We start from the raw sequence: 12,786 nt of genomic DNA, 5'->3' as shown, positions 1-12,786 counted from the left end.
CCGCAACGTCCGCCTACCGGCCGTCGGAAGGCGTGCCGAGCAGCCTTGCAAGGTGCGCTTGCGCGCAAAACGGCGCCTGTTTTGCGCGCGGTTTTCGCTTGTGGTAGGTTCCATCGCTATTCAGTTCCCAGGCGTTGACGTTGTCCTTGAGATAGGGGAACAGTCCTTCGTTGATTACCCGTTTCTTGAGTGCGCCGTCCAGCACCGGGAAGGCCACCTCGACGCGCCGGAACAGGTTCCGGTTCATCCAATCCGCGCTGGCGAGGTAGACGTCATGCGCGAGATCGTTGCGGAAATAGTAGATCCGGCTATGTTCGAGGAAGCGCCCGACGACCGAGCGTACGCGGATGTTTTCCGACAGGCCCGGCACGCCCGGCCGCAGGGCGCAGGCGCCGCGCACGATCAGCTGTATCTCGACGCCGTCGGCGGAAGCCGCATACAACGCGCGGATGACCGATTCATCCGTGAGCGAATTCATTTTCGCGATGATCTTGGCGGCGCGTCCCTGGCGGGCGATTGCCGCCTCGCGCCGGATCGCCTTGACGAGTTCTTTTTGCAAGGCGAAGGGGGCCAGCCACAGGTGGTTCAGCGTTTTCGGCTTGGTCAGGCTCGTCAGGTGGATGAACACTTCGTTGATTTCGACGGCCAGCGCATGGTTCGCCGTCAGGAGCCCGAAATCGGTGTAATGCTTGGTCGTGGTCGGATGATAATTTCCCGTCCCGAGGTGGGCGTAATAACGCAGTTCCGATCCCTCGCGCCGCAGCACGAGCGCAATCTTGGCGTGCGTTTTCAAGCCGACGACGCCGTAGACAACCTGCGCGCCGACGCGTTCCAGGCGCTCGGCCCAGTTGATATTGGCTTCCTCGTCAAAACGCGCCATCAGTTCGACGATCACCGTCACTTCCTTTCCCCGAAGCGCCGCGGTGATGAGCGCTTCCATCAGGTCAGAATTCATGCCCGTGCGGTAGATCGTCTGCTTGATCGCAACGACATGCGGGTCTAGCGCGGCGGTGCGGATGAAATCGATCACCGGCTCGAACGACTGGAAGGGATGGTGCAGCAGGACGTCCTGCTTGCGCAGCAGCTCGAAGAGATCCGGGTTGGCCAGCTTCGCCGGCAGGCCCGGCGAAAACGGCGCAAAGCGCAGGTCCGGCTGGGCGACGTTGTTGACCAGTTCCAGCAGGCGGACCATGTTGACCGGGCCGTCGACCGCGTACATCCGGCTGCGGTCGAGCGAAAACTGGTTCAGCAGGAAGTCCGCGAGGTGGTCCGGGCAGTTGCGCGCGACTTCGAGCCGCACCGCGAAACCGAACTGCCGGCTATGCAATTCGCTCTGCAATGCCTGGCGCAGGTTCTTCACCTCTTCTTCGTCCACCCACAGGTCGCTGTTGCGCGTGACGCGGAACTGCGAATAGGCGACCACGTCGCGGCCCGTGAACAAATCAGCGATATGCGCGTGGATGACCGAGGACAGCAAGCAGAATGCGATGCCATTGCTGGACAGGTGGTCCGGCAGCCGGATGACGCGCGGCAAGACGCGCGGCGCCTTGAGGATTGCAATGCCGGTGCCGCGCCCGAAGGCATCCTTGCCCGAAAGCTCAACGATGAAATTCAGGCTCTTGTTGACGACCTGCGGGAACGGATGCGACGGATCGAGGCCGATAGGCGTCAGCAATGGGCGGACGGTCGTGTTGAAATATTCCTTCACCCAGGCGCGCTGCTGTTCGTTGCGGTCTTGATGGCGCAGCAGGTGAATTCCCTGCGCGGAGAGCCGCGGCAGGATGACGTCGTTCAGGAGCGAATACTGGCGCTCGATGATCCGGCGGCACTCGTCGCCGGTTTGCGCCAGGGTCGCCGCCAGTTGGGCGGGCAAGGCGCTCTCCGCGCCGCCCATCCTGCTTTGCGCAAGCAGGCTGGCAATCCGCACCTCGAAGAATTCATCGAGATTGCTGCTGACGATGCACAGGTAGCGCAGCCGCTCCAGCAGCGGAACGGAAGGGTCTTCGGCCAGGGCGAGCACCCGGGTGTTGAAGTTAAGCTGGGAAATTTCCCTGTTTAGATATATTGCCCCATGCCGATCGAGACCGGATGCCGCGCTTCGATAAGCTGCAGTCTTGTTCATGCCAGCGCGTGTTCAGTTTGATAACAGCGGGCAAGTTTATTGGTGAAATGTGACGGGTTTATGACAGGTGATGACGGCATTGCCGCCTGCGAGGCGCTCTTCCATGACGCCTTGGCCTCGGCCGCCGCCGCATTGGAGACCCTTCCCGCCGTTCGCAACGCATCTGAACGGCTTAAGCGCTGCTGGCAAGTAGTTTTAGCAATTCTTTTAGTTGGCCACTGGCGTCGCCATACCATACCAGGTGCGTCCGGTTTTCCCGGACTGTCCTGGGGAGTTTGTGGCGCTGAACCAGGCTTCCCATCACGGCGTTGTCCAGTACGCTGGCCGGCACCACGGCGACACCTGTTCCGGCAGCCACGCAAGCAACGATAGCGTGATAGGAACCAAGGTCGAGGAATCGATTTGGGGTTACACCTGCTTCGGAAAACCAATCCGTCAGCAGGCGACGGTATGAACATCCATGTGGAAAGGCCACCACGGACTGGCTGGTCAGGTCCAGCGCACTTCGAATGCGTGGACTGCCTTGCGCGGTAATTAAGACCAGCTCTTCTTCAAAGGCCACCACGGAGGAGAGCTTTCCTTTCTCGAACGGTTCGGAAACGAAAGCGGCCTCGATCTGGTGATTCTCTAGCTGGCGAAGCAATGCCCCGGTGGTTCCGGTTTGGAGCTCGACATGCGTTTCAGGATGGGCAGCGTGATATTGCGAAAGAATGAGGGGGAGCCGCACGCTGGCCGCACTCTCAAGCGAGCCCAGGCGCAAGGTACCACGGATAACCCCATGACAGAGTTCCTGCTCGGCTTCGTCAGCCAGTCTCAACAAACGCTCTGCATGACCAAGCAATGTCCGGCCGGCATCGGTCAGCACCACATTCCGTCCTTGACGTCGAAACAGCCGTGTACCCAGGCGGGTCTCGAACTGCTTGATGCGGGTCGTCACGTTGGAAGGCACGCGGTTGAGTAACGCTGCTGCGCGCAGAACGCCGCCCTCCAGGGCCACACAGCGGAAGATATGCAGGTCGTCGAGATTGATTATTCTCATATAGTGAATATTTGTATCTAATAATTCACTTTTCAATTCTATCCTATCGGGGTCTAATCGCGCCATGGATACACGTTTCTCACCGTCGCCGCAGTCGATTGTCTTCGTCGGCCTTGTCGCCCTGGCCATAGCCATGGGCATCGGCCGGTTCGCGTTTACGCCATTGCTGCCGCTGATGCTGCGAGATGGCAGCCTGGACGCCGCTACCGGAACGGAATGGGCCGCGGCCAACTACCTCGGGTATCTTCTTGGTGCGCTGACCGCTTCATGGTTTGGGCGCGAGCCTCGGCTGGGTTTGCGGATCGGGTTGATTGGCGTCGTCCTGACGACCTTGGGCATGGTCTGGAGTAACGGTGCATCATCATGGGCAGGCGCGGCGCTGCGCGGCAGCGCCGGCGTTTTTAGCGCGTGGGTGTTGGTGTGCGCCAGCAGCTGGTGCTTGCTTGAGCTGGTCCGTAGAGGTTCAACGTCATTGGGCGGCTGGATCTACACCGGCGTCGGCCTCGGCATCGCCGTGACAGGCATCATGACGTGGCTGGGCGGCGGGCAATCTGCACTGACGCTTTGGGTGGAGCTCGGTGTGCTGGCCATGGCCGGCGCTGCCTATGTCCTGCTGAGCCTCCCGGCTCAATCCGCCGCTGTGGCGCCGCACGCCGCAGCAACCAGCGCGCAACGGGCGGCGGTGTCGCCTGCCCGGAATAAGAACCTCGGCTTGGTTCTCTGCTACAGCGCTTTTGGTTTTGGCTACATTGTTCCCGCCACCTTCCTGCCCACCATGGCGCGGCAACTGGTAGCCGACCCGCTCGTCTTCGGGCTGACCTGGCCCATTTTCGGTACGGCAGCCGCGCTATCGGTGGCCGTCGTGTCGCAATGGCTATCTGGCTGGCCGCGCAGAAAAGTGTGGGCAATTGCCCAGGGCCTCATGGCCGTGGGCACCTTGCTTCCTCTTCTCCGGCATGGCTTGTGGGTGCTGGCCGCTTCAGCGGTCCTGGTTGGCGGAACCTTCATGGTCGCGACCATGGCAGGTCTGCAACTGGCACGCGAGCGCATGCCGTCGAATCCGACGCCCCTGTTGGCGAGAATGACCGCCGGCTTCGCGGCCGGCCAAATTGCCGGCCCGCTCCTGGTGCGATTCATCGGTAACACCCGGCTTGCGGGATGGGACGCATTGAGTTGGGCTAACGCGGTGGCCACCTTGCTCCTGGCGGCCACTTCAGTCTGGCTTTGGCTGGGTGACAGCGCTTCCGGGTCAAAGCAGTAATCCTTGTATAAAGGTTGGAACCATGTCGATACAAGAACTCTTTGGCATTGAACTCCCTATCATCCAGGCGCCAATGGCGGGCGTACAAAACAGCGCATTGACGATTGCGGTTTCCAATGCCGGCGGGCTGGGCTCCCTGCCTTGCGCGATGTTCAGCGCGGAAGCCTTGCGAAAAGAGCTCGACACCATCCGCGCGCAGACGGTTCGGCCCTTCAATCTCAACTTTTTCAGCCACCGGGCGCCCGTGCTTGATGAGGCCAAGATGAGAGCGTGGCAAGCCTTGTTTTCCGACTACTACGCCGAGTTCGGGATTAACCCCGCCCGTGCCCCTGCCGGACCGGCGCGGATGCCGTTCAATCGCGAGATGGCCGATTTGGTCTGCGAGTATCGGCCGGCCGTGGTGAGTTTTCATTTTGGATTGCCCGCACTGGAACTCGTGACCCTGGTTCGTAGCTCCGGGGCCAAGATAATTTCCTCTGCAACCACTGTTGAAGAAGCGCTGTGGCTGGAGGCGCACGGTGTGGATGCGATTGTTGCGCAAGGTTTCGAGGCAGGTGGGCACCGCGGGATGTTCCTCACCGACGACATCAGTACCCAGGTGGGCAGCTTCGCGCTGCTGCCGCAGATTGTCCGCGCCGTACGGGTTCCTGTCATCGCCACGGGAGGCATCGCTGACGCACAAGGCGTCAGGGCGGCACTGGATCTGGGTGCTGCCGGAGTACAGGTGGGCACGGCTTACATGCTTTGCCCGGAAGCGACCACCAGCGCTGTCCATCGGGCGGCGCTGAGGAGCGAAGGAGCCCGGATAACCGCGCTAACGAATCTCTTCTCCGGCAGACCGGCACGTGGCATCGTGAATCGCTTGATGCGAGAATGCGGCCCAATGAATCCAATGGCTCCGCAATTCCCGCTTGCCGCACCGGCGTCGGCCCCTTTACGGTCCAAAGCGGAAAGCATGGGCAGTGGAGATTTTTCGCCGCTGTGGGCCGGTCAAAATGTCTCGGGTTGCAAAGAAATACCGGCAGCGGTACTGACCCGGGAACTCGCACGCTTGATATAAGCAGAGCGCTTGCCGGTTTGCCGCAAGAGAGTCATTCAGACTGCCTGTTGGCTGCATTGATTACTGCTGCGATGAATGAGCTGATAAGCCTTGATTTGGACGCGCACAAGAATGTCGCCGTCCGCCTGTCCGATGCATGGCCCCACGTGGAACTTCCTGAAACTTCTTGCATGTATCTCGGAACTTCCAGAGGGAGCGTCCCTAAAGCGGCCGTATCGTAATAGATCGAAATGCCCACTCCAGTTGCGGCGCGCCGCGGTCGATGCAGAAGCTATGCACTGACCAGTGCCGACAATTCCCGCCTATTTCTTTCCCCACCACTCGCCGATCAGAACGGAGAGGTACGCCAGAAATCCTGCGGCAATGATGAAATCCCCCGCCGTTGTTTTTTCCCATGCCAGAGAGGCAATGCCACCGCAAGCGACCAGAAGCACGCCGACAGTCTTGAGAATTGCGTTGACATTCATGGCTGGATGAGATGTGTGGTTATCGAGCGAAAGTCGAGGTGTCTTGTTAACGAATATCGCAAGATCATCGGCAGTCGACAAACTGTTCGTCGATACGGTTAGCCCTTTATGCGGCACCTGGGAACGATATTGAAAAAATCCCCATATTCCACAGAAGAAAAACGACATTAATCCAAAATTAAAATTGCTTCGACATTTTGAAGGCCATATGTATCGAAAAACGATACTTAATTTCCCCCATCTGCATCGCTAAACTCCATTCATTGTAATGCGGGCCCGCTTTCCGAGGGAATACTTTTGTGCTGCGGAACGGGACGACGAGGCGTGGAGTTGCTGCATTCGCTGCGGCTGCATCCAACGAGTGATTCCTCGCTTGATGGTAACGGCCTTTCTACCTCTTTGTGTTCATCAAGAATCGAGAGTGGGGCCTCATGCAAGGGAAATGCAGGATGATGATCAACCCTATTCTTGTCGCCGCTCTGGTTGTAGCAGGCAGCGCAAGCTTTTTATCGAGCCTGATGATCGTAGCCACCGAACGCTGGCATGGCTTCCATTCCTTGGATCATGACATGAGTGCGGCTCAGAAATTTCATACTCGGCCAGTACCGAGAGTAGGAGGGATTTCGTTTTTCATCGGAATGCTGGCAGCCAGTGTGTATTTTTTTCTGCGTGAAGAGATCGACATCGCCCTCGTCAATGTGAAGCTCTTGTTGGCGGTGCTGCCTGCCTTCCTGATTGGATTTATTGAGGATGTGACGAAAAAGGTATCGATCGCTACCCGCCTGCTGGCCACTTTCGCCAGTCCGTTGATCGCCAGTTGGCTCCTCGGCGCCATTCTCCCTCGCATGGATGTGTGGATCATTGATGTGCTTTTGAAGGTGGCGCCTATCGCTCTGGTGATAACGGCGTTTGCGAGCGCAGGCATTGCCAATTCAATCAATATCATCGACGGATTTAACGGTCTTGCCGGATTTACCGCCATCATGATTCTCGGCAGTATGGGAGCGCTGGCATGGCGGCTTGACGACGTGTTCATGATGCAGCTTGCTATGACAAGTGTCGGCATAGCGCTGGGCTTTCTGGTGTTTAACTTCCCCACGGGGCGCATCTTCATGGGCGACAGCGGTGCGTACTTCCTGGGTTTCTGGATCGCCGAGATCGCGGTGTTGCTTATCGTGCGCCATCCATCGTTGACCGCCTGGCAGTTGCTGGCCATTTGCGCCTATCCGGTCATCGAAGTTATCTACAGTATCTATCGAAAGAAATTTATCAGAAAGATGAGTCCCGGTTTGCCCGACCGGCTGCATTTCCACATGCTGGTATATCGACGGTTTGTATCGCGCATCGTCCCTTCCAGCGAGATGCGTCCCTGGCTTCGCAACGCCATGACAACGGCCACGCTGATGGCAGTGAATGCGCCGTTTGCCTTTCTCGCGCTGTATTACGGGGACACGAAGCGTGCCGCCATTGCCTGCATCGTCGCGCAAGCGTTTCTGTACATGGCGATTTATGCGCGGCTGGTACGCGGACATTGGTGCCTCAACCCAATCATCGGGCTTGGCCTTCTCCCTGAAAACAAAACCAAGTCGATATAAGCGAGCACATATGGAGTGTGCTCCACCTTGTCTAGCCGCATGGCTGCAACCAATGCAGAACATAGGGAATACGCGATGGTCAATGACGACGTAACACAGGTTTCTATTCCTCAGCATTACACTCGCACTGACGCGCGCGATGACATACGTGCCCAATCTGCCGCATCCTCTTCCAAAACGGACCCGAGCCTCTACATTGATCTGATCCTGGCAAACATCTGGCTTGTTGCCGGAATAGCAGCCATCGTGACCGCTGCCGGCCTGGCATACGCTTTCCTTTCTATGCCGATATACAAGGCAACGGTTCTTTTTCAGGTCGAAGACATCGATGCGCTGCCGAAAGCCGTTTCCCCTATCGATTCCCTGAAATCCTTCGATATCAGGACGGCCGGTGCTCCGGAGCTGGAGGTATTGAAGTCCCGGATGGTGCTTTCCGCCGCGGTGGACAAGGCGCATTTGTACATCGAGGTGAAGCCGCACTATTTTCCCGTGCTGGGCAGCCTGGCGGCGCGGCATAACCTGGGGAACATCCTGCCTTCTTGGTTGCTGACTTCGCGGCATGTATGGAGCAACGCAAGATTCGACGTGGCGCGCTTCGACGTGCCGGCGGCATATGAGCGCGCAGGTTTTGTGCTGACCATCTTGCCGGGGCAACGGTATTCCGTGACGCTCAAGGACACAGGCGTGGCCTTTACCGGATATGCCGGGCAGCTGCTGCGCGCGAACACGCCGAAGGGGCCGCTGGATATCCAGGTCGACCATATGGCCGGGCGGCCCGGCGAGCAATTCACGCTCGTCCGGCATCCCAGGCTTGAGGCTGTCGAAAAGCTGCAGCGCGAGATCGAGGTCAGCGAAAAAGGGAGGCAATCCGGCGTGATTGCCGTGGCGCTGGAAGACACCGATGCACAACGGGCCGCGTCGGTTCTGAACGAAGTCGCGCGCCAATACTTGATGCAGAACGAGCATCGCATCTCGGCAGGCGCGGAAAAACAGCTGGCGTTTTTGGAGAAACAGCTGCCCGAGCTGAAAAAAGCCTTGGAAGAATCCGAGTTCAAATATAACGAAGCGCGAAACAGATGGGGAATGGTCGATTTGGGCGAAGAGGCCAGGGGCCTGCTGCAGGTATCGGTGCTCGGTCAGACAAAACTGCTTGAACTCAACCAAAAAAAGGCGGAGCTGATGGCCCGCTTCGAAGCAGGGCACCCCGCAATGCAGGCCATCACCAACCAGATCGCGGCGCTCAATCGCGAAGCGGACCTGGTGAATGGAAAGATCAAGCGATTGCCTCAAATCGAACAGGAAATCCTGCAGCTGCGCCGCGATGTGAGCGTCAACACGGATGTCTATACCAATGTCATGAACGCTTCCCAGCAATTGCGGCTGGCTTCGGCAAGCAAGGTGGGCAACGTCCGCCTGCTCGATTTGCCGGAGACGCCGGTTACGCCGGTCAAGCCCAAGCGCGCGCTGGCGATCCTGTCGTCAGCCGTCCTGGGCTTGCTTCTGGGACTGCTGGCGGTACTGGCCAAAAAGATGCTGGGCGGGCGTGTCTACAACCCGATGGAAATCGAGCGCAGTCTGCAGGTGCCGGTCACCGGCGTTGTCTTGCACAGCAAGAGCCGCCGGAATAAGGACAATGACAGGCGCAAGCCATGGCTTGCATGGAAGCGAAAGAACGACTCGGTCGTCGTTCTTCCTCGCGATATGCCGGAGGATGCCGCTGTCGAAGGATTGCGTCGCCTGCAATGCTTGCTGGACGACTCGCGCGCACGGGAAGAACGACGAATGATGCGTCTGACTTACACTCCAAACGCTGAAGAGCGTCATCGCCGTGCACGTGTCGTCGTCATCGTTGGCCCCACTCCTGGCGTAGGAAAGTCTTTTATCTCCAGTAATTTTGCGGCGGTGCTTACTTCCTCTCGGCGGCGCGTCTTGCTCATCGACGCAGACCTGCGCACCGGCGCGCTGCATCGGCGCTTCGGGCTGGAGCGGGGATTCGGTCTGTGCGAGGCAGTCGGCAACCAGGTGAAGCTGGAACAGGCAGTGCACCGGGAGGTCATGCCCGGACTTGATTTCCTTTCTACTGGCGGTCTGCCCCGGACGCCCGTCGATGTACTGTCCGATTCAGGATTTGGCGCCATGCTGCAGCATGCCGCCGGCACATATGACTTCGTCATCATCGACACCGCCCCATTACTCACAGTCGCCGACACGCTGATGATCGTTCCGCATGCCGACCTTATTCTCAACATTGTGCGGGCGGGAAAGACGAGCCTCGGCGAAATTGAAGAAGTGGAAAAGCAGCTTGAGCGCATGGGTGCCGGGCGCAGTGAAGTGGTCTACAACGACATGCGATCGCGTCAGACGCGCTACGGCTACGGCGCGGCCTATGGTTGATGGTTGACGGAGGATGTCCGCATGCCTGCGCCATGTCAGGCCATGTCCTGCATTCGCCGCCGCGTTGAGCGAGCAACCGCTTGAATAGCGTGGCAGCCCGCATGCGCCGCAAAACCAAGCATTGGTCTAAAAATCACTTTTACAACCATTAAATGATCACTGTCGCCATTCTCACGCAATCTTATCCCTACCCAGCGGGAGAGCAGTTTCTCGAGGAAGAAATACGGCATTGGGCGCGCACGCCCGGAGTGCAGGTGACCTTGTTGCCGCTGGCCGCCAACGGAAAGCCTCGTATTCTTCCTGCGAATATTCATGTCGACACATCGATAGCTGATGCTGCGACAAGACTGTCGCGCGCCATGAACCTGCTGAGCGCCATCGTGTCGCCCGTGTTCTGGAAGGAGGCTTTGCAGCTCCGGAAAACCGGCAAGCTTTCCGGGTATAGCATAGCCAAGGCGTTGTATAGCGTAATGTGGGTATTGACGATTCGCCATGGCCTCAAGCGATGCCTGCGCCGGAGCGGCGGCTTCGACCTGGTGTACTGCTATTGGAATGACACGCAAGCCTACGCGGCTGCTCTGCTCAAACGCGAAGGGGCGGTTCCGCGCCTGATATCGCGACTGCATGGTTTCGATCTGTATGTCGAACAGCGACCGCATGGCTACATGCCGTTGAAGTGGCAATTCCTCGCCGACTTTGACCAGCTTTACCCTATATCCAGCCAGGGCCGTCGTTATTTGCGCCAAACGTATCGCGCTTCCTTGTCGACGATGCATGTGGCACGCCTTGGCGTGGCATTGCCGCCCGCGTGCGCAATGCAGACGGACGACGGAAGCTTGCATATCGTTTCCGTTGCCTTCTGCCTGCCGTACAAGCGCATCGATCGCCTCGTTGACGCGCTGTGCGTTGTGTCGCAGAAGAGGCCGGATCTGCGCATTTCGTGGACGCACATCGGCGACGGTCCTCTGTTCGAAGAGCTGCAGGCGTATGCCCGGTCCCGGCTGACTGCCGGCAGCGTGGCATGGCAATTCCTGGGGCTGCTTTCCAACGAAGCAGTGCGGCATTACTTTGCTACGCATGCGGTTGACCTGTTCATCAATTCCAGCGAAGTGGAGGGGGTGCCGGTCTCGATCATGGAAGCGATGAGCTTCGGCGTGCCGGTGATTGCTCCGGATATCGGCGCGGTCCGCGAAATCGTATCGGGCGAATGCGGTGTGCTCATGAATAACAATCCAGGGCCAGCCGATATTGCCGGCGCCATTCTGGCCATATACCCGAAACTGAAGCATGCCGAGCACAAGCGTGCCGCGCGCCGCGCCATCGAACAACATTACGATGCGCGGCGAAACTATGAAGGATTTATCGGGCAGTTGTTGCGTGACAGCGGCAATTTCGCTGCAGCCATGCAGCCCCTAACCGCCGTCGATGTGCGCCGGAGCGAACAGTGCAGCATCCACGCTGTTGAACACCGCGGACAGCCGTCATCTTGTTCTTGCGAGATTCCCATCCATGCATTCCGTTACAGCATTTCGTCTTGACCTACGTGCGCTGTTCCGGAACTTCGCGCGCATGCTTGGCGTGCAGCTTCTGACAGCCGCGATCCAGCTGGCGATCGTCGCGCTTATCGCCAAGGAATATGGCCCGCGCGGCAGCGGCGTATATGTCGTGTCGCTGCTGTTGCCGACGCTGCTAGCGACGTTTCTCAACCTGGGGGCGAATTCTTCCAACGTGTATTACCTGGGAGCCGGCAGGTTCCCGGTTCAGACGATCTGGAAAACCAGCTGGACGCTGATTCGTGTGCTGGGCTTGGCCGGCTTGCTCCTTGGAGCGGGAGTAATCCTGTTCAAGGCCGAAGATTATTTTCCCGGGATTGGCCGGCCAGTACTGTGGGTCGCGTTGCTTGCTTTTCCATTCAGCCTGGCGCAAGGATTTCTTAACAGCCTGTTTCAGGGGCTGCAGGATTTCCGGCGCCTCAATCTGTGCATGCTGGCCCAGCCGGCGCTAACGCTCGGCGGCATTGCGGTATTGGTCGCGGCAGGACAGACTGAAGTGCTGGCCCCCGTGTGTGCCAACCTGGCCGGAGCTGCCGGCGGCGTGGCATTTTCCTGGCTGCTGTTGCGAAAGCACTTGCGTTCGGAGGAACCAGATTCGCACAGCGGCTACATGGACAAGGCACTGCGCTACGGATTCAAGGCTTACTTGAGTAATCTGCTCACCTTCCTGCAAAGCCGTGCCGACACTTTTTTGATCAACATGCTGATCAATCCGGCTGCGGCGGGGATTTACTCCATTGCCTTTCAAATCGGCGAAAAGTTATGGATGTTGTCCCAGGCAGTCAGCGTCGTGCTTTTGCCTAAGCTATCCGCCATGTCGAAAGAGGAGGAGCGGCGAATTCAGATCACGACAGCAATTTCGCGCATGGTGTTTGCCGTTTCGGCTGCCGGTGCAGTCCTGCTTGGGATTCTTGCATACCCGCTCATTCTCGTACTCTTCGGTGCGACGTATCGCCCGAGCTACGTTCCTTTCATTCTTCTGCTCCCAGGAATGATTGCGCTGGCGCCGGCACGCGTCATCGCCAACGATATCGCCGCGCGCGGCAAGCCGGAACTGAACCTGTACATGGCGCTGGCCGGCGTCGTGTTGACCATTACAGGCAATCTCATCGTCTTGCCGCATCTTGGTATTCATGGTGCTGCCATCGTCACTTCAGCAGCCTACATCCTCGATCTCTTGATGAAAATTCTTACCTATCGGGCTATTACGAAAGCACCTTTCTTCAGCCTGGTGCTGATGCGCAGGAATGACGTGCGCGATGTCGTTGGCGCATTCAAGCCTTCTTGAGTAACGA

9 protein-coding genes are annotated in these 12,786 nt (G+C 58.5%); 6 read left to right on the top strand and 3 right to left on the bottom strand.

The window, feature by feature from the left end; all coding sequences use genetic code 11:
- Positions 1–13: 13 nt before the first annotated feature.
- Complete coding sequence (ppk1, locus tag FAY22_RS12210) at positions 14–2,122, bottom strand: polyphosphate kinase 1 (RefSeq protein WP_146330459.1); 2,109 nt, start codon at positions 2,120–2,122, stop codon at positions 14–16.
- Between the two features lie 172 nt (positions 2,123–2,294).
- On the bottom strand, positions 2,295–3,197 hold the full coding sequence (locus FAY22_RS12205) for a LysR family transcriptional regulator (protein ID WP_246860492.1): 903 nt from the start codon (positions 3,195–3,197) through the stop codon (positions 2,295–2,297).
- A 28-nt stretch (positions 3,198–3,225) separates the two neighbouring features.
- Between FAY22_RS12205 and FAY22_RS12200 the strand changes: the two genes are divergently transcribed.
- Together FAY22_RS12200 and FAY22_RS12195 are read left to right on the top strand one after the other, a co-directional pair.
- On the top strand, positions 3,226–4,422 hold the full coding sequence (locus FAY22_RS12200) for a YbfB/YjiJ family MFS transporter (protein WP_146330458.1): 1,197 nt from the start codon (positions 3,226–3,228) through the stop codon (positions 4,420–4,422).
- A 22-nt stretch (positions 4,423–4,444) separates the two neighbouring features.
- A complete protein-coding gene (locus tag FAY22_RS12195; protein ID WP_146330457.1) occupies positions 4,445–5,482 on the top strand; it encodes a nitronate monooxygenase family protein in 1,038 nt (345 codons plus the stop codon).
- 302 nt (positions 5,483–5,784) lie between these two features.
- Here FAY22_RS12195 and FAY22_RS12190 read toward each other — a convergent pair whose 3' ends face one another.
- Positions 5,785–6,117 carry a hypothetical protein gene (locus FAY22_RS12190; RefSeq protein WP_146330456.1) on the bottom strand — a complete coding sequence of 111 codons (333 nt, stop codon included), beginning with the start codon at positions 6,115–6,117 and terminating at the stop codon, positions 5,785–5,787.
- A gap of 281 nt (positions 6,118–6,398) precedes the next feature.
- On the opposite strand from FAY22_RS12190, the gene FAY22_RS12185 reads away from it, so the two are divergent.
- From FAY22_RS12185 to FAY22_RS12170, 4 genes are all read left to right on the top strand, one after another.
- Entirely contained in the window at positions 6,399–7,544 is a 1,146-nt protein-coding gene (locus FAY22_RS12185; RefSeq protein ID WP_168204830.1) for a glycosyltransferase, read from the top strand.
- Positions 7,545–7,619: 75 nt separating this feature from the next.
- Positions 7,620–9,938 (top strand): GNVR domain-containing protein, encoded by a 2,319-nt coding sequence (locus FAY22_RS12180; RefSeq protein ID WP_168204829.1) that lies wholly within the window; start codon positions 7,620–7,622, stop codon positions 9,936–9,938.
- Positions 9,939–10,090: 152 nt separating this feature from the next.
- Entirely contained in the window at positions 10,091–11,476 is a 1,386-nt protein-coding gene (locus FAY22_RS12175) for a glycosyltransferase (RefSeq protein ID WP_146330453.1), read from the top strand.
- Complete coding sequence (locus FAY22_RS12170) at positions 11,400–12,779, top strand: flippase (protein ID WP_168204828.1); 1,380 nt, start codon at positions 11,400–11,402, stop codon at positions 12,777–12,779. The genes FAY22_RS12175 and FAY22_RS12170 overlap by 77 nt, the downstream gene beginning before the upstream one ends.
- Positions 12,780–12,786: the final 7 nt, after the last annotated feature.

The organism is Noviherbaspirillum sp. UKPF54 (assembly GCF_007874125.1).
Lineage (GTDB): Bacteria > Pseudomonadota > Gammaproteobacteria > Burkholderiales > Burkholderiaceae_D > Noviherbaspirillum.
Note: the sequence above shows the minus strand (reverse complement) of the source record. Positions and strands in the feature narration are given on the sequence as shown.